Origin of the sequence: Halalkalibacter akibai JCM 9157 (assembly GCF_000513135.1) — a bacterium.
GTDB classification, from domain to species: Bacteria; Bacillota; Bacilli; order Bacillales; family Bacillaceae_D; genus Halalkalibacter; species Halalkalibacter akibai.
The window spans coordinates 1-18,218 of sequence record NZ_BAUV01000061.1; the positions used below are offsets into that span (position 1 = coordinate 1).

The 18,218-nt window shown below is 37.5% G+C and carries 17 protein-coding genes, 1 tRNA gene, 1 other RNA gene and 1 other annotated feature; of the genes, 14 read left to right on the top strand and 5 right to left on the bottom strand.

The genetic code is table 11. The features are described 5' to 3' along the window. Positions 1 to 207 precede the first annotated feature (207 nt). The gene (locus JCM9157_RS20480) at positions 208 to 1,176 is read right to left on the bottom strand and encodes a YaaC family protein (protein ID WP_052013289.1); all 969 of its coding nucleotides are present in this window, start codon (positions 1,174 to 1,176) and stop codon (positions 208 to 210) included. Positions 1,177 to 1,303: 127 nt separating this feature from the next. Between JCM9157_RS20480 and guaB the strand changes: the two genes are divergently transcribed. From guaB to serS, 5 genes are all read left to right on the top strand, one after another. Next, positions 1,304 to 2,761 (top strand): IMP dehydrogenase, encoded by a 1,458-nt coding sequence (guaB, locus tag JCM9157_RS20485; RefSeq protein WP_035667775.1) that lies wholly within the window; start codon positions 1,304 to 1,306, stop codon positions 2,759 to 2,761. A 110-nt stretch (positions 2,762 to 2,871) separates the two neighbouring features. After that, positions 2,872 to 4,203 (top strand): D-alanyl-D-alanine carboxypeptidase family protein, encoded by a 1,332-nt coding sequence (locus JCM9157_RS20490; protein WP_148296929.1) that lies wholly within the window; start codon positions 2,872 to 2,874, stop codon positions 4,201 to 4,203. Between the two features lie 195 nt (positions 4,204 to 4,398). Continuing rightward, positions 4,399 to 5,283 carry a pyridoxal 5'-phosphate synthase lyase subunit PdxS gene (gene pdxS, locus JCM9157_RS20495; RefSeq protein ID WP_035667778.1) on the top strand — a complete coding sequence of 295 codons (885 nt, stop codon included), beginning with the start codon at positions 4,399 to 4,401 and terminating at the stop codon, positions 5,281 to 5,283. Between the two features lie 9 nt (positions 5,284 to 5,292). Next, positions 5,293 to 5,877 carry a pyridoxal 5'-phosphate synthase glutaminase subunit PdxT gene (gene pdxT / locus JCM9157_RS20500; protein WP_035667780.1) on the top strand — a complete coding sequence of 195 codons (585 nt, stop codon included), beginning with the start codon at positions 5,293 to 5,295 and terminating at the stop codon, positions 5,875 to 5,877. 6 nt (positions 5,878 to 5,883) lie between these two features. Further along, positions 5,884 to 6,095: a binding site (T-box leader), on the top strand. Positions 6,096 to 6,175: 80 nt separating this feature from the next. After that, complete coding sequence (gene serS / locus JCM9157_RS20505; RefSeq protein WP_035667782.1) at positions 6,176 to 7,456, top strand: serine--tRNA ligase; 1,281 nt, start codon at positions 6,176 to 6,178, stop codon at positions 7,454 to 7,456. A 43-nt stretch (positions 7,457 to 7,499) separates the two neighbouring features. Here the strand turns inward: serS and JCM9157_RS20510 are convergent, their stop codons facing one another. Genes JCM9157_RS20510 through JCM9157_RS20525 form a run of 4 tightly spaced genes read right to left on the bottom strand, consistent with a single transcriptional unit; the run spans position 7,500 to position 11,412 of the window. Beyond that, positions 7,500 to 8,510: an ABC transporter ATP-binding protein gene (locus JCM9157_RS20510; protein ID WP_035667784.1), complete on the bottom strand. Its 1,011-nt coding sequence runs from the start codon at positions 8,508 to 8,510 to the stop codon at positions 7,500 to 7,502. After that, positions 8,485 to 9,519, bottom strand: coding sequence for an ABC transporter ATP-binding protein (locus tag JCM9157_RS20515; protein WP_081734270.1), 1,035 nt, complete (start codon positions 9,517 to 9,519; stop codon positions 8,485 to 8,487). The genes JCM9157_RS20510 and JCM9157_RS20515 overlap by 26 nt, the downstream gene beginning before the upstream one ends. 38 nt (positions 9,520 to 9,557) lie before the next feature. Then, positions 9,558 to 10,499 carry an ABC transporter permease gene (locus JCM9157_RS20520; RefSeq protein WP_035667789.1) on the bottom strand — a complete coding sequence of 314 codons (942 nt, stop codon included), beginning with the start codon at positions 10,497 to 10,499 and terminating at the stop codon, positions 9,558 to 9,560. Positions 10,500 to 10,515: 16 nt separating this feature from the next. After that, positions 10,516 to 11,412 carry an ABC transporter permease gene (locus JCM9157_RS20525; RefSeq protein ID WP_035667791.1) on the bottom strand — a complete coding sequence of 299 codons (897 nt, stop codon included), beginning with the start codon at positions 11,410 to 11,412 and terminating at the stop codon, positions 10,516 to 10,518. Between the two features lie 361 nt (positions 11,413 to 11,773). Between JCM9157_RS20525 and JCM9157_RS20530 the strand changes: the two genes are divergently transcribed. From JCM9157_RS20530 to JCM9157_RS20565, 9 genes are all read left to right on the top strand, one after another. Beyond that, entirely contained in the window at positions 11,774 to 13,393 is a 1,620-nt protein-coding gene (locus tag JCM9157_RS20530) for a glutathione ABC transporter substrate-binding protein (protein WP_035667793.1), read from the top strand. A gap of 103 nt (positions 13,394 to 13,496) precedes the next feature. Next, a tRNA-Ser gene (locus JCM9157_RS20535) sits at positions 13,497 to 13,589 on the top strand. Positions 13,590 to 13,713: 124 nt separating this feature from the next. After that, positions 13,714 to 14,205 (top strand): tRNA adenosine(34) deaminase TadA, encoded by a 492-nt coding sequence (gene tadA / locus JCM9157_RS20540; RefSeq protein WP_148296930.1) that lies wholly within the window; start codon positions 13,714 to 13,716, stop codon positions 14,203 to 14,205. A gap of 139 nt (positions 14,206 to 14,344) precedes the next feature. Continuing rightward, positions 14,345 to 14,610, top strand: an RNA gene (ffs, locus tag JCM9157_RS24230) — signal recognition particle sRNA large type. A 138-nt stretch (positions 14,611 to 14,748) separates the two neighbouring features. Continuing rightward, the gene (gene dnaX, locus JCM9157_RS20545; protein WP_035667798.1) at positions 14,749 to 16,440 is read left to right on the top strand and encodes a DNA polymerase III subunit gamma/tau; all 1,692 of its coding nucleotides are present in this window, start codon (positions 14,749 to 14,751) and stop codon (positions 16,438 to 16,440) included. Between the two features lie 18 nt (positions 16,441 to 16,458). Continuing rightward, positions 16,459 to 16,770: a YbaB/EbfC family nucleoid-associated protein gene (locus JCM9157_RS20550; protein WP_035667800.1), complete on the top strand. Its 312-nt coding sequence runs from the start codon at positions 16,459 to 16,461 to the stop codon at positions 16,768 to 16,770. Between the two features lie 12 nt (positions 16,771 to 16,782). Continuing rightward, on the top strand, positions 16,783 to 17,379 hold the full coding sequence (gene recR / locus JCM9157_RS20555) for a recombination mediator RecR (protein WP_035667802.1): 597 nt from the start codon (positions 16,783 to 16,785) through the stop codon (positions 17,377 to 17,379). A 72-nt stretch (positions 17,380 to 17,451) separates the two neighbouring features. After that, positions 17,452 to 17,673 carry a YaaL family protein gene (locus JCM9157_RS20560; RefSeq protein WP_035667804.1) on the top strand — a complete coding sequence of 74 codons (222 nt, stop codon included), beginning with the start codon at positions 17,452 to 17,454 and terminating at the stop codon, positions 17,671 to 17,673. Between the two features lie 70 nt (positions 17,674 to 17,743). Continuing rightward, entirely contained in the window at positions 17,744 to 18,007 is a 264-nt protein-coding gene (locus JCM9157_RS20565) for a pro-sigmaK processing inhibitor BofA family protein (RefSeq protein ID WP_035667806.1), read from the top strand. The last annotated feature ends 211 nt before the right edge of the window (positions 18,008 to 18,218 follow it).

Genomic DNA, 18,218 nt, shown 5'->3' on the forward strand with positions numbered 1-18,218 from the left:
ATTTGGTTGTGCTTTTTCTATACATAAGAGAATATTTAGCTCTGTTTCAAGGAATAAGTTTGCCAATTGAAAGAGGTTCTTTGTTAACAAACTCGTTTTGCTCGAAAGACGCATAGCAAAACATAACGTTCAATCTTATAGTAGTCTGGTACGTAATTAATACATTTTTAAATAAATTCAATTCCGCCAATCATACCACTATTAGCATTAAGTATCTAAATGCTGCAAATAGTTAAAGACCATTTGAGGTAGTTTATATTGAGCAACCTCTAAGTAATGAAATATAAAAGGAAAATCAACACCGTCAAAAGTATGGATAAGATCCCCCCACCATTCTGCCTCATATCTACAAATCATACTTAAATTATATAAAAGTAAAAAATGAGTGGCAAATTCAGGTAATGAATATTGACTATTAGCATTTCGATCTTTTAAGAAATAAACCTTATTCTGCTCATCGAATAATAAGGGAGAAGAGTTGAAAGAGTTAGGCCAATTTGGTATTGAAAGAATGATACTTGTTTTCTTTTCAGTAACACGAATCCCTTTATATTGATCATTGAAAGACTCAATATATTGTTCAAAACGATTTGGAGTCATATGATATAAATCTAAAACTTGAGATGAAAATTCTACATGTCGCTCATTTAACTTAGCTATGCCTTTAAAAGAAAGATCCTTCCTTTGTAAAGTATGAAATAAACTATGCATGTCAGCGATATGTGTAAGCAATGTCTGCATATAGTACTTTTCACCTTCTAAATGTTTTACGTGAAACATTTTTTCTAAAAATAAAGAGAAGAGTCCATTTTTTTGAACTTTTACCTCGTCATCTAAAAATCTGTAAGACGTTTTTTTTCGCTTACGAGTCGTTACACCATGGGCTAATACTTGCGAATTTTCTGGGTAATTTGGGTCTAGTGTTAATACACAAGCCTTTATTAGTTGAACATACCCATAAAATAATAAGATTGGCTTTATTTCAATTGGAGCTATGGATGCTTGCTTGAAATATAGTTGACCGTGCTGTAAGTGGTACATAAATGATGAGCAAACATGATAGCTTTTTGTTTTTGCTTGAGTAAGATTAATTTTCTCATATTGTTCCCTCAAAAAACGACTAGAGTAAGTTTCTGAATAAAAGGGGATAAATAAATCGTGTTGTGTAGGGCTCATAACAACCTCCTTATCAGTAAATTCTAAAAAATCACACATTATTTCTATTCTTGACAGTAGTTTGCCCAATTGATAAGCTACTAATAATATTTTGAGAACAATAAAGAAGATTGGGGAGGCAGATTAAATGCAGGAAAACAAATTTCAAAAAGAAGGGCTTACTTTTGATGATGTTCTTCTTATACCAGGTAAGTCAGAAATCCTACCTAGAGAAGTATCTGTTAAGACCAAGTTAAGTGAAAATGTGCAATTAAATATCCCAATCATTAGTGCCGGGATGGATACCGTTACAGAAGCTAAAATGGCAATTGCTATTGCTAGAGAAGGTGGACTCGGGATCATCCATAAAAACATGTCGATTGAGCTTCAAGCAGAACAGGTGGAAATTGTTAAACGTTCTGAAAGTGGAGTTATTACGAACCCATTCTATTTAACAAAAGATCGTCAAGTTTATGATGCTGAACATTTAATGGGTAAATATCGTATTTCAGGTGTTCCAATTGTGGATGAGAACCAAAAGCTTGTTGGTATTATCACAAACCGTGACTTACGTTTTATTGAAGACTATTCGATCCAAATTGATGAAGTGATGACAAAAGAAAATTTAGTTACGGCTCCAGTTGGGACAACGCTTAATGATGCCGAAAAAATTCTCCAAAAATACAAAATTGAAAAGCTACCTTTAGTTGATGATGAAGGAACATTAAAGGGTTTAATTACAATAAAAGATATTGAAAAAGTAATCGAGTTCCCTAATTCAGCAAAAGATTCACAAGGAAGATTATTAGTTGGAGCAGCAATAGGTGTTTCAGCAGATGCAGATCTTCGTATTAAAGCATTAGTTGAAGCTGGGGTAGACTGTATCGTAATTGATACTGCTCACGGACATTCTAAAGGGGTCCTAGACAAAGTTCGTCAAGTAAGAGCTGATTACCCTGATTTGACAATTATCGCTGGTAATGTGGCTACAGCACATGCTACACGCGATTTAATTGAAGCAGGAGCTAGTGTTGTAAAAGTAGGAATTGGTCCAGGTTCTATTTGTACAACTCGGATTGTAGCTGGTATTGGTGTACCACAGGTTACTGCTGTCTTTGATTGTGCCCTTGAAGCTGAGAAACATGGCGTTCCAATTATCGCTGATGGTGGAATTAAGTATTCTGGTGATATCGTTAAAGCACTTGCAGCAGGAGGACATGCTGTAATGTTAGGAAGCCTTCTTGCAGGAGTATCAGAAAGTCCTGGAGACAGAGAGATTTATCAAGGCCGTCAATTTAAAGTATACAGAGGCATGGGTTCATTAGGTGCCATGGAAAAAGGAAGTAAAGATCGTTATTTCCAAGAAAATGCTCAGAAATTAGTTCCAGAAGGAATTGAGGGAAGAATTCCTTATAAAGGACCATTGCATGACACTATTCATCAATTAGTTGGTGGGATTCGGGCAGGAATGGGGTATTGCGGAACGCCTACTCTAAGTGATTTAAGAGAAAACGGTCAATTTATTCGTATTACAGGTGCTGGTTTAAAAGAAAGTCATCCACATGACGTTCAAATTACGAAAGAAGCACCTAATTATTCGCTATAATATAAAAAAATATTTTCAAATTGGAAAATAGATAGAGACTTCTCTATCTATTTTTTTCATGATAGTTATGATAAAATAACCTCTATGTGAATTGGTGTGGAGGTGTAAGAGTGAAACAGTCTGTTAAAAAGTGGCTTTCAATCATGCTTACGATGGTGGTTGTTGCGTCATTTGTCATACAACCGATTAAGGTAGATGCAGCTTTTGATTTAGCGGCTGAATCTGCCATTCTAGTAGATGGAAAAACAGGGAAAATTATTTATTCAAAAAATATTGATGCGATTTTACCTACTGCTAGTATGACGAAGATGATGAGTGAGTATTTGATTCTAGAAGCAATCAATGATGGGAAAATTCAGTGGGAGCAACAAGTTCCTATAAGTGATTTTGTGAGAAACCTTTCTTTGTATACGTCTTTATCAAATGTACCGTTAAGGCAAGATGAAACCTATACAGTTAAGGAACTTTATCAATCAGTGGCAATTTATTCAGCTAATGCATCAACTATTGCTCTTGCCGAATTAATTTCAGGCTCGGAAACAGCTTTTGTTAAGATGATGAATGATAAAGCAGCTGAATTAGGATTAGAGGATTATGAATTTGTTAACTCAACAGGTTTAAATAATTCAGATTTACAGGGGAATCATCCAGATGGAACTGGAGAAACAGCAGAAAATATGATGTCAGCTCGTGCGACAGCTAAACTTGCTTTCCATCTTATCAATGATTATCCAGAAGTATTAGAAACGGCAAGTATTCCGACATTACCATTTAGGGCGAGTGAATCGGAAACAATTGAGATGCGAAATTGGAACTGGATGTTACCAGGACTTGAACCACAACATGATTATGACGGCATTGATGGGTTAAAGACAGGTTACACATCAGCGGCAGGAAATGCCTTTACAGGAACAGCTGTCAGAAATGGCATGCGTTTAATATCGGTTGTTATGCGTACGGGAACTCGTGATGATCGCTTTAATGAAACAAGAAAACTTTTAGATTATGGGTTTAATCATTTTAGTCACTTAGAGCTTGTGAATGCTGGTTTTGCACCTGAAGGTTCTGAATCAATAGCAGTAGCTTCAGGTAAAGAAAGAGAAGTGGCTATCTCTAGTGTAGATTCGTTATCAACTGTTGTAAAAAATGGGGATGAAGAGCTTTACACGAGTGAACTGATTTTAGATGAGAATGTTCTAAATGAAAATGGGGAATTAGAAGCTCCATTTGAAGCAGGAACAGAGGTAGGCTCTTTAGTGCTAGTTTATGGCGGAGAGCAACAAGAAGAGTTTTTATATCCTTGGCAACGTGCACAAGTGTCTGTTGTTACTGATACTGCCGTAGAAAAAGCAGGTTGGTTCTCGATGACGATGCGTGCTATTGGTGGATTTTTCTCAGGCATTTGGAATGGGGTAGCCGATACCGTAAAGGGTTGGTTCTAATAATAAGTAAAAAGAAGCGGATGCTAATGTGATTAGTGTCCGTTTCGTGCTAGGATAAAAATATAAAAAGGTAAATCTCTACCTTTTTGTACATAATAGAAATATTAACTGAAAATTTATGCGAAAATACCAATTTTAAGGTATACTATTGAAGGATGAGCAAACGCTAGAAGCATGTATAGGAGGAAATTAGAAATGAGTCAAACAGGAACAGACAGAGTTAAAAGAGGTATGGCAGAAATGCAAAAAGGTGGCGTAATTATGGACGTCATCAATGCTGAACAAGCTAAAATTGCTGAGCAAGCAGGAGCAGTTGCTGTAATGGCACTTGAGCGTGTACCTGCAGATATTCGTGCAGCAGGTGGGGTATCACGTATGGCAGACCCTACAATTGTAGAAGAAGTATTAAATGCAGTATCTATTCCAGTTATGGCTAAAGCTCGTATTGGACATATTGTAGAAGCACGTGTTCTTGAAGCAATGGGCGTTGATTATATTGATGAAAGTGAAGTTTTAACACCAGCAGATGAAGTATTCCATCTTTATAAGCGTGATTTCACAGTACCATTTGTTTGTGGAGCGCGTGATTTAGGTGAAGTTTCTCGTCGTATCGGAGAAGGGGCTTCTATGATCCGTACAAAAGGAGAACCGGGAACTGGTAACATCGTTGAAGCTGTTCGTCATATGCGTATGATCCAAGGACAAATTAACAAAGTGAAACAAATGTCTACAGATGAGCTAATGACAGAAGCTAAAAATCTTGGAGCGTCATTTGAACTTTTACTTCAAATTAAAGAAACAGGGAAGTTACCTGTAGTAAACTTTGCAGCAGGTGGCGTTGCAACACCTGCAGATGCTGCTCTAATGATGCAGCTGGGCGCTGACGGTGTTTTTGTAGGGTCTGGTATCTTCAAGTCGGACAACCCTGAAAAATTCGCTCGTGCTATCGTAGAAGCGACTACACACTATCAAGACTATGCATTAATCGCTGAGTTATCAAAAGGTTTAGGAACAGCTATGAAAGGCATTGAAATTTCAACTCTAAACCCTACTGAGCGTATGCAAGAGCGTGGTTGGTAAGAAGTAGTTATGGTTAAAGTCGGAGTTCTAGCATTACAAGGAGCGGTAAGAGAGCATGTTAAGTGTCTTGAAGCGCCCAATACAGAAGTTGTTATTGTTAAAAAAGTCGAGCAATTGGCTGATTTAGATGGTCTAGTTTTTCCGGGTGGAGAAAGTACGACGATGCGTCGTTTAATTGACCTTTATGGTTTTTTTGAACCATTAAAACAATTTGCTGCTGACGGAAAGCCGATGTTTGGAACATGTGCAGGTCTTATTTTAATGGCTGATACGATTGTTGGGCAAGATTCAGGTCACTTAGCTGTTATTAATATGAAAGTACAGCGAAATGCTTTTGGTCGCCAACGTGAGAGTTTTGAGACCGATCTTCATGTTACAGGAGTAGGTGAAGATGTCCGAGCTGTGTTTATTCGTGCACCTTTAATATTAGAAGTTGGTGAAAACGTAGAGGTTCTTTCTAAGTATAAGGATGAAATCGTTGCAGCTAGACAAGGTAATTTCCTAGCATGCTCTTTCCATCCAGAGCTAACAGATGATCACCGTTTTCATCAATATTTTGTTTCAATTATTGAAGAAGCTAAATCAGCTAAATAAATATAGGTTAAAGCGTTGATAAGGATTAGTACATTCAATTCTCTGTTCAGAGAGCCGGTGGTAGGTGTGAATCGGTCTGAGATTGTCTGGAATCCACCTTTGAGCAGAGAATGAACGTTATATGTGAAATTCTCTCGACTAGCAATCGTTATTTGCTAAAGTGGTATGTTGATTCAACATGCAACAAGGGTGGCAACGCGGGTGCTCTCGTCCCTTCTTATTTAAGAAGGATGGGGGCTTTTTTTTATATTAATATTTTTGGTAATATATGAATGAGGTAAAATTGAGGAGGGTAATGATGTTAGATATTAAACGCTTACGAAAAGATTTAAATGACATAAAAACAAGACTGGCTACTAGAGGAGAAGATATTTCTGGTCTAGATCGCTTTGAAGACCTAGATGAAAAGCGTCGAACCATTATTGTTGAAGTAGAAGAATTAAAAAGCAGGCGTAATCAAGTTTCACAAGAAGTGGCACAACTAAAACGTGATAAGAAGGACGCTGATCACCTTATTAAAGAAACAAAAGAAGTTTCTGATAGAATAAAGATACTTGATGATCAGCTTCGTGCTACCGAGGACGAATTGGAAGGGATTTTACTTACGATCCCTAATGTCCCGCATGAAAGTGTTCCGATTGGAGACACGGAAGATGATAATGTAGAAGTTCGTACGTGGGGAGTAGTTCGAGAATTTAATTTTGAACCAAAGGCACATTGGGACTTGGGTACAGATTTAGGCCTACTTGACTTTGAGAGAGCCTCTAAAGTAACAGGAAGTCGATTTGTCGTTTATAAAGGACTAGGAGCACGCTTAGAACGTGCATTAATTAACTTTATGATGGATTTACATCAAGATGAGCATGGCTATGAGGAAGTGTTACCCCCTTATATGGTAAACCGTGCAAGTATGACGGGGACAGGACAATTACCAAAGTTTGAAGAGGACGCATTTAAAGTAGAGAATCAAGAATACTTTTTAATTCCAACTGCTGAAGTTCCAGTGACAAACTTACATAGAGATGAGATCTTATCGGCAGAACAATTACCAATTGCTTATACAGCTTATAGCGCTAACTTCCGTTCAGAAGCAGGTTCAGCAGGAAGAGATACAAGAGGCCTTATTCGTCAACACCAGTTTAATAAAGTTGAGCTCGTTCGTTTTGTTAAACCAGAAGAGTCTTATGAGACGTTAGAACTACTTACAGGTCATGCTGAAAAAGTTCTTCAGCTATTAGAATTACCTTATCGCGTACTAAGCATGTGTACAGCTGATTTAGGATTTACAGCAGCTAAGAAGTATGATCTTGAAGTCTGGATTCCAAGTAATAACGCATATCGAGAGATTTCTTCTTGTAGTAATTTCGAAGATTTTCAAGCGCGTCGTGCTAATATTAAATATCGTCCAGAGCCAAAAGCTAAGCCAGAATTTGTTCATACATTAAATGGGTCAGGTCTTGCAGTTGGCCGTACAGTCGCAGCAATTCTTGAAAATTACCAAGAAGAAGATGGCACAGTAGTCGTACCTAAAGTGCTCCGTCCTTATATGAGAAACGTCGATAAACTAACAAATAACTAATGTAAAAAAACCTACTGCACATTCATGCAGTAGGTTCTATTTTTTAGTATTTAGGTTTAAGCTTTCCTGATTCAATCTCATCCATATAGTGACAAGCAGCCATATGACCTTCTTTCATATAGTTCTCTGCCTTTAACTCAGGTGTATCAGTTTTACATAGGTCTGTCGCAAATGGACAACGAGTATGGAAACGGCACCCTTCAGGTGGATTAATTGGAGATGGTACATCTCCCTTTAGGATTATACGATCTTTCTTTTTAGAAGGATCTGGTACAGGAATAGCTGATAATAAAGCTTTCGTGTAAGGATGTTGTGGATTGTCGAATACCGATGTTTTATCACCAATCTCTACAATGCGACCAAGATACATTACGATAACCCGGTCAGAAATATGTCTAACAACACCTAAGTCATGTGAAATAAAGAGATACGTTAATTGAAATTCCTTTTGAAGTCTCTTTAAAAGGTTAATCACCTGAGCTTGAATTGAAACGTCTAAAGCTGAAACAGCTTCGTCACAAATAATTAATTTAGGATCCACTGATAGCGCACGAGCAATACCAATACGTTGGCGTTGTCCACCACTAAACTCATGTGGAAAACGGTCAGCTTGGTGTGCGCCAAGACCTACTGTCTCCATTAAATCACGAATTTTTTGATCACGCTGTGCACGAGGCACAACATTTTGAATTTCCATTGCTTCTTCTAAAACCTGACGTACAGTTTGACGAGGGTTAATGGATGCATAAGGATCTTGGAAAATGATTTGTAAATCTTTTCTCTTTTTACGCATTTGAGATTTGCTTAGTGAAAGAAGATCTTCACCGTCAAATTCTACCTCACCTGATGTAGGTTCATCTAAACGAAGAATCGCTCTACCTGTAGTAGACTTACCACAGCCTGACTCTCCTACAATACTTACGGTTTCTCCTTCATTAACAGTAAAAGAAACTCCATCAACGGCTTTAACGTGGTTTACAGTACGACCCAATAGACCGCCTTTGATAGGGAAATACTGTTTTAAGTCATTAACTTTCAGTAGTTCTTTTTTCATAAACGTTCACCTCCGGATCGCCAGTCCACTCCTCAGAGTAAATCCAACAGCGAATTTGATTTCCATCTTCATCTTCTTCAAGTTCAGGTAAACGTTCTACACAAAGGTCTGTAGAGAAAGGACATCTTGGTGCAAAACGACAACCTATAGGCATATCAGTAGGGCTTGGAACCGAACCTTGAATAACAGCAAGTTCTTCATCTTCTAAATCTATATCATGACGAGGCAATGAATTTAATAATCCAACTGTATATGGATGTCTAGGATTACGGAATAGTTCATCTACCGTCGCATATTCCACTACTTTTCCACAGTACATAACAGCTACATAATCACAAGTTTCAGCTACGACACCAAGATCATGAGTGATCATAATGATTGACATACCTAAACGGTCTTGTAGATCTTTCATCAATTCTAAAATTTGAGCTTGAATGGTCACGTCAAGCGCAGTTGTTGGTTCATCAGCAATAAGAAGCTCAGGGTTACAGGCTAATGCCATTGCAATCATAACACGTTGACGCATTCCACCTGATAATTCGTGTGGATATTGATGTACACGTTTTTCAGGCGATGGAATACCAACTAATTTAAGCATATCAATAGAACGCTCAATTGCTTGCTTTTTACTCATTTTTTGGTGAATTTGATACGACTCACCAATTTGTTGGCCAACTGTATAAACGGGATTTAAAGAAGTCATAGGTTCTTGGAAAATCATTGAGATTTCATTTCCGCGAATTTTTCTCATTTCTGCTTCTGACTTTTCAAGTAAATCTTGTCCTTTAAAAAGAACTTGGCCACCAACTACTTTTCCTGGGTTTTGAATAAGCCTTAAAATCGATAGTGAAGTAATACTTTTACCTGATCCAGACTCACCAACTACACCTAGGGTTTTCCCTTTTGGAACGGAGAAGTTAACACCATCGACAGCTTTTACTTCAAAATTTTCCGTGAAAAAAGATGTGCGAAGATCACGGACTTCAAGAATTGTTTCTGTCACAAGGATTCACACCTTTCTAATGTTTAATATCTATAAGTCGTCAATTAATTTAAATCAATACGTTTGTTTAAGAAGCGATAAGCTACATCAACAAGTAAGTTTACAAATACGAAAATAAGGGCGAATACAAGAATGGTTCCTTGTACGATAGGGAAATCACGGGCACGAATAGCGTCAATAATCAATCGTCCCATACCGTTAATAGCAAATACAGTTTCTGTTAAAACGGCACCACCAAGAAGACCACCAAATTGTAAACCAACTACAGTTACAACGGGAATTAAAGCATTTTTCAATGCATGACGGTAAATAACTACGCGTTGTTTTACACCCTTAGCGCGAGCCGTACGAATATAATCTTGGCCGATAACTTCAAGCATGCTTGAACGAGTCATACGAGCAATAATTGCTGCACCAGCTGTTCCGAGTGTAATAACAGGGAGAACAATTTGTTGCCAAGATCCCCAACCTGAAGCTGAAAACCAATTGGTTGTAAATGGACCAATATCAAAGCCTATTGCAAACCATTGTATTAACATTAACCCTAACCAGAAGTTAGGCATCGAAAGTCCAAATAAAGCAACGATCATTATCGCTACATCAGTAACTGTGTAGTGCTTGGTTGCTGACACTATTCCAGCAATAATTCCTATAAATACACTTAAAATGGTACTATATATAGCTAACTCTACAGTGACCCAGAAACGACCTGAAATTTCAGACGTTACAGAACGACCACTACGGATTGAGTTACCAAGATCACCTTGTAAGGCATTTGTTACATACTTTGCATATTGAACAGGGACTGGTTCATTTAAACCTAAACGCTCACGCATTTGTTCAATTTGAACCGGAGAAGCACTTTCCCCCGCCATTATTTGAGCTGGGTCACCAGGGATGAGGTGCATTAAACCAAACGTAAGAATGGTTACACCAATTAATACGGGAATCGTCTGAATCAGACGACGTACGATAAAAGTAAACAATTTTCTGCACCTCTTTCTAGTTTTTCATTTTAGGATCTAATGCGTCACGTAAACCATCACCGAAAATATTAAACGCTAACACGACAACTACAATCGCGATACCAGGGAAGAAAGCAACATGTGGTGCGTCCCACATATAGTTACGTCCACCACTTAACATCGCACCCCACTCAGGTGTCGGAGGTTGAGCACCCATTCCAAGGAATGAAAGTCCACTAGCTGTTAAGATTGAAGTTGCAATACTTAACGTAGCTTGTACGATAAGAGGTGATGTTACGTTAGGTAAGATATGTTTAAAAATAATTCTACCGTCACTCGCACCTAAAGCTCTCACTGCATCAATATATTCTAGTTTTCTAACAGCAAGTGTTGAACCACGAACGATACGAGCAAAAACAGGAATAGAGAAAATACCAACTGCAATAATTACATTTGTTAAACTTCCTCCAAGTACACTGACAATTGCTAATGCAAGCAAGATACCAGGGAATGCAAGAAGAATATCCATAATTCGCATGATAAAAGAATCAAGTTTTCCTCCATAATAACCAGAGACAATTCCAAGAATGATCCCAACAGTAGCACCAATAATAACCGAAAAGAATCCTACATATAAAGTAATAGACATTCCATGGATAATTCTTGTGAAAATATCACGGCCATGGTGATCCGTTCCAAACCAATGTTCTGCCGATGGACTAGCTAGTTTATTAGCGTGGTTTTGCACATTTGGCTCATAGGCAGTAAGGTAAGGACCAACGATTGCAACTAAGATAAAGAACAAAATAAGGAAGCCACCAATCATTGCTGCTCTATTTTTTCTTAGTTTTTTGTAGAAACTCTTCCATCTTTCAACTGTTGGATTAGGAGGAGAGCCCGATGTTACTTCTTTATTTATAGATTGTTCGCTCATAACTTACATCCTTTCTTTTTGTTTTATTTTTAAAATATAGATAATTTACATCGTCCAAAATCTAGCTATTATTCGACGATTTAAATTATTATTTTACAAATTGTAATTATAACATGCTCAGCGGTATTTACAATCAATATATTATTATTGGAATATAATTATAGTTTAGATCATAACTTTCTATTATATAGATATAAACCGATTACACATTTATTTAATAATAAAAACTAATCAGATAATTACGGGATGGGAAGTTTTCTAGCAAAGTTTTTTTGTTATATATGACTTGTTTTATTTTTTATAATAAGTTATATTATTTATGGTTTAAAAAATAGATTAATAACTTAGGGGGTATTTTTTGATGAAAATGTCAAAAAATTCGTTTTTCTTAATGGTTCTTGCATTAATGCTAAGCTTAGTTATTGCAGCATGTGCAAGTGAGCCAGATGCAACTCCTGCTCCTGCAGAGAGTGAAGCTGGTGAAGAAGGTACTGAAGTAGCTGAAGGTACAGGTGGCGGCGATCTAGTAATCGCGAAGCTTTCTGATGCTGTTGCAATTGATCCACACGGTTCAAATGACACACCTTCAAGTGACGTTGCACAAAATATTTATGAAGCACTTGTTAAACAAGATGCTAACATGGAACTTCAACCTGGTCTTGCTACAAGCTGGGAAGCAATTGATGATACTACTTGGGAATTCGTTCTTCGTGAAGGCGTAAAATTCCATGATGGTTCTGATTTCAACGCTGAGGTTGTTAAAGCAAACTTAGAGCGTGTTTTAGACCCAGAAGTTGCATCACCTCGTTCTTTCTTATACACAATGATCACAGATGTTGAAGTTGTAGATGAGTATACAGTTCGTATTACAACTGAATATCCTTTTGCTCCACTTCCTGCTCACTTAGCGCATAATGGTGGCGGAATGATTTCTGCTGATTTAATCGCTGAAGACTATGCGGCAATGGAAGAAGGCGCAAATCCTGGTTCTAAAATCAGTGAACACCCAATTGGTACAGGTTACTTTAAGTTTGATTCTTGGAATCCTGGTACTGAAATTAAACTAGTTAAGAATGAAGAGTACTGGGGCGAACCTGCTAAGCTTGATTCTGTAACTTTCCGTGTTGTTCCAGAAGGTCAAACTCGTATTGCAGATCTTACAACAGGTGCTGCTCATATCTCAGATCCACTTGACCCAGCACACATTAGTCAAGTAGAAGGAACTGACGGTATGTTTGTTAATCGTCAACCATCTGTTGCTCTTTCTTATATTGCTTTCAATACACAAAAAGAGCCGTTTGATAATAAATTAGTTCGTCAAGCTATTTCTATGGCTATCGACAAAAATGTTATTATTGACTCAATTTTAAATGGAGCTGGTATTCCTGCTGTAGGTCCTTTAGCTCCAGACGTATTTGGTTTTGATCCTAATCAAGATCCATTAGACTATGATGTAGAAGCTGCGAAAGAATTACTTGCAGAAGCTGGTTATGCAGATGGATTTGAAACTACAATCTGGACAAATGATAATGACGCTCGTATCCAAACTGCTGAGTTTGTTCAAGCTGAATTAGATAAAATTGGTATTACTGTAAGTGTAGAAGTTGTTGAATGGGGTGCTTACTTAGAGCAAACTGCTAAAGGTGAGCATGATATGTTTGTTCTTGGTTGGACTACAGTTACTGGTGATGCTGATTATGGTATGTATGCATTGTTCCACTCTGATAACTATGGTGAGCCAGGAAACCGTACATTCTTCAGTACGCCTGAACTTGATGAGATTCTAGTTGAAGCTCGTCAAAACCCAGATCAAGATCAACGTGCAGAGCTTTACAGTCAAGCACAAGAAATTCTTGTAGAAGAAGCTCCAATGATCTATTCTCACTACAATGAGTACTTACTTGGTGTAAGTGATTCTGTTCAAGGTTTATGGCACCACCCAACAGGTATGTTAATGCTTCAAGATGTAACTCTTCAATAGTAGTTACTTAAACAACCTACTCTTTATTGAGTAGGTTGTTTTTTTGAATAAAAAAGGCTTGTCTTTATGTTAAATGTTGTTTATAATAAATTTTGTCAGTCATGGAGGAATACCCAAGTCCGGCTGAAGGGATCGGTCTTGAAAACCGACAGGCGGGTTAAACCGCGCGGGGGTTCGAATCCCTCTTCCTCCGCCATATTATACAAATGATACACTATCTAACAATGATAGTGTTTTTTTATTAGGTATCTTTATTTTGGTTGTTTCCTTGGAGTAGAATTACTATCTCTATTATAATAGATACGACTTTTCTAGACGGAGTGAAAAGGATGAATCATGAATATTGGATGGAGTTTGCGATTAAAGAAGCTGAAAAAGCTGAATTACTTGGTGAAGTTCCAATTGGAGCTATCATAGTAAAAGATGATAAGATAATTGCTGCTGGTCATAATCGACGAGAAATTGATCACCAAGCATTAGCTCATGCTGAACTTTCAGTTATAAAAGAAGCTTGTGAAGTGCTAGGCAGTTGGAGACTTTTAGATTGTACATTGTATGTGACACTTGAGCCTTGTCCAATGTGCGCTGGGGCTATTGTTCTATCCAGAATTGAAAAAGTAGTTTACGGCGCCAAGGATCCTAAGGCTGGATGTGCCGGAACACTGATGAACTTATTAAATGAACCTCGTTTTAATCATCAAACTGATATTATATCTGGTTGCCTTGAGGAAAGGTGTAGTTCTTTGCTTACTAACTTTTTTCGTAAGTTAAGATTAAAGAAGAAAAAAGAAAAATTAAATGATATTGAATAGACCGGTTTGATGGTATTTAGTTGCAATAGAAATTTTTGAACCATCTCTTTCCAGTTTGTTATAGTTGCATTTTTAAGACAAACACTCTATACTAGGAAATGCGTCAGTAATGATGCAACTAATTATGTTATTAAATTTGCCGTGCTAGGTGGGGAGGTAGCGGTGCCCTGTACTCGCAATCCGCTGTAGCGAGGCTGAATCCCCTCTCGAGGTTTTGTCACCGCGGGGTCTGACCTAAGTAAGTGGTGTTGACGCTTGGGTTCCACGCAACGGAAACCCATGAACCCTGTCAGGTCCGGAAGGAAGCAGCAGTAAGTGGCCCCTTCCGTGTGCCGTGGAGTCGCCTGGGCCGAGCTAACTGCTTAGGTAACGCCCGTGGTGGCATTATCAACAGAGGGTGCACGGTATTAATTTTTTATAAAAAGCAATTACGTTCGCGTAGTTGCTTTTTTTATTATGTTATAATAGTGACAATCAATCTTTTGAAAAAAATCAATGACTCGTTATAATAAATATATCGGAAAAATAGAGGGGGAATTAATTTTGGGTTATCAAGCGCTTTATCGTGTATGGAGGCCACAGCAATTAAAGGATGTTGTTGGACAAGAACATATAACGAAAACGTTACAAAATGCTTTAATACAAAATAAATTATCCCATGCTTATCTTTTTTCCGGGCCACGTGGTACGGGTAAAACAAGTGCTGCTAAAATTATTGCGAAAGCCATAAACTGCGAGAAAGCTCCAGTTGCTGAACCTTGTAACGAATGTGCATCATGTCTTGGGGTTACCTCTGGCGCTATAGTCGATGTGATGGAAATTGATGCTGCATCCAATAATGGTGTAGATGAAATTCGTGATATCAGGGATAAAGTTAAGTTTGCGCCGAATGAAGTGCGCTATAAGGTTTATATCATTGATGAAGTACATATGTTGTCGACAGGTGCTTTTAATGCGCTGTTAAAAACATTAGAAGAACCTCCTGGGCACGTTTTGTTTATTCTGGCTACAACCGAGCCGCATAAAATCCCGTTAACTATCATTTCTAGGTGCCAACGCTTTGATTTTAAACGAATTTCTAACCAAGCTATTGTAGCTCGAATGAGACATATTTTGGATCACGACCAAGTTGTAGCTGAAGATGAAGCTCTAATGATGGTCGCAAGAGCCGCAGAGGGTGGAATGCGTGATGCATTAAGTTTGTTGGATCAGGCAATTTCATTTTCTGAAGAGTCGTTAACATTAGAGGATGTATTGGCTGTTACAGGTGCAGTTTCTCAAAGAATGTTAACAGAAATTGTATCCTCTATAAAAAACGGAGATACACTAAATGTACTAGAACGATTAAATCTCTTGATCCAAGAAGGGAAGGAACCTTTACGTTTCATAGAAGATTTAATCTACTACTTTAGGGATATGCTACTCTATAAGAACGCTCCTCAGGCAGTTGATTTACTAGAACGCGCTACTGTAGATGAGGATTTTCTTCGGATTGTTGAAGATATTGAGTCAGTTTGGTTATACAAGACTATAGAATCTTTAAATGCTAGCCAGCAAGAAATGAAATGGTCGGCACATCCGAAAATCTTTCTTGAATTAGCTTTGTTGAAATTAGTTAATCAACAAGTTCCGGCTGATCGGGTTGTTTCTTCATCACAAACCTCTTCCGTTGAGCTAGAGCAAATGAATGAGAAGTTCCTATCTTTACAAAAACAAATTCAGCAAATCCAAGCAGGTACTTCTACTAATGTGAAGGCAACAGATTCAAGTCAGCCTCAACAAAGGAGAGCTAAAAAAATTCCTACGCAGGGGAGAGTTTCAACAGGGCTTGTGAAAGAAACTCTTAAGGTTGCTGACAAACAACAATTACAGCTTGTTACATCAAGATGGGGAGATGTAATGGATCGACTTAAAAATCAGAGTGTGCCAGCTCATGCCTGGTTAAGTGATAGTAAACCAGTTGCCTCTTCATCAACGACAGTTGTTTTGGCGTTTCAAAATGAAATGCATCGTGATATGATGGATACGAAGTTTAGAACAGTGCTTGAAAGTATTCTTCAAGAAACATTAAATGGTCAATCTAACTTTATTACATTGCTCCAACCTCACTGGGAGAAAGTGAAAGAGGAGTATGTAAACGAGCAAAAAGGAACGGCACAAGAAGTGCAAGACGATTTGGTTGACGAAGCAGTTAAACTGGTTGGAGAAGAATTAATAGAATTCATTGACGGTTAATTAAGGAGGAGTTTTTAAATGAAAAACATGGGTAATATGATGAAGCAAATGCAAAAAATGCAAAAGCAAATGTTAAAAGCGCAAGAGGAGTTAAAAGAAAAGACCGTTGAAGTAACAGCTGGTGGTGGAATGGTAACAGTTGTGGCAAGTGGAGATAAACGTATTGTTGATATTAAAATTTCTGAGGATGTTGTTGACCCTGATGATGTTGAAATGTTGCAAGATTTAATTTTAGCTGCAACGAATGAAGCATTAAAACAAGTGGATGAGCTAGTTGAAAAAGACATGGGTAAGTTCACTAAAGGAATGAATATCCCTGGAATGTTCTAGGAGGGGTTTGTTTTGCAATATCCTGAACCGATAGCAAAACTAATGGAAGGTTTTATGAAACTTCCAGGTATTGGACCGAAGACAGCTAGTCGCTTAGCTTTTTATGTTCTTAATATGAAGGAAGACGATGTGTTAGATTTTGCTAAGGCGTTAGTAAATGCAAAAAGAAATTTAACGTATTGTTCTGTTTGTCATAATATTACTGATACTGATCCTTGTCGAATCTGTGAGGATCAACATAGGGATAAATCAATTGTTTGTGTTGTGCAAGATGCAAAAGACGTTATCGCTATGGAAAAAATGAAAGAATATCATGGTGATTATCATGTTCTTCATGGGGCGATTTCTCCAATGGATGGGATCGGACCAGAAGATATTAAAATCCCTGACCTGCTGAAACGACTTCAAGATGATACGATTCAAGAAGTAATAATAGCGACGAATCCTACTATTGAAGGGGAAGCAACAGCTATGTATATCTCTAGATTGGTTAAGCCTACAGGTATTAAAGTAACGCGAATTGCTCATGGTTTACCAGTAGGTGGCGATCTAGAGTATGCAGATGAAGTGACGCTTTCTAGAGCAATTGAAGGAAGAAGAGAATTATAAACAAACTCTAAGATTGATTTGTGAACGAGTTTATAGGAAACTCTATTTAGTACAAGGCTAAGGTGGGATTTTGTGTTATTCCGAAAAAAACATAAAATACGATACGCTGAAAATTTACGTTTGTTCGAACAACTTGAGAAACAAAAATCGCAAGTTGATAGTGAAAAGCAATTAATTAAACGCAGTATTGATCCCTCTGATGACGTCTTAAATCGAGCAAAAGTAACAGAAGCCATTTATTCGTTTTTATTGCGTGAAGCAAGAGAGCGTCGTGCGAGTAAGGACACACTATGATAAGTAGTGTGTTCTTTTTTTGCTTTTAATGCATATTCTATTTAATAAGACAAGCATATGAGGTGATGATATGGATCCAGTTCTTTTAATTTCGATTCTAGTCGGTCTAGTTCTTATTTTATTAGTTGTTGGGGCTCCTTTGAAGCCGGTTCGACTTGTAGGGAATATTGCAGTCAAGTTTGTTATAGGTGCTTTAATGCTTTTCTTTGTTAATGCTTTTGGTAGCTTTATAGACTTTCACATTCCAATAAACCCAGCTACAGCGGCTATTTCAGGGATCTTGGGGATACCAGGTGTTGTTTTGTTAATATTGGTGAAACAATTTATCATTTGATAGAGTTTTAATTTGTGAAGTGTCAACGCTTGAGATACTGATTTTAAATTAGTATCTTTTTTTTACGAAAAATAGTTGCATCAAATTTTAATTCGTGATATATTATTCCTTGTCGCCAAAACGAACGGCATTATCTTTTAAAAAAAACTGTTGACGTTAAGTTATTTGTTTGTTAAGATAATAAAGTTGCTGTTGAGAGACAAGCATAAGA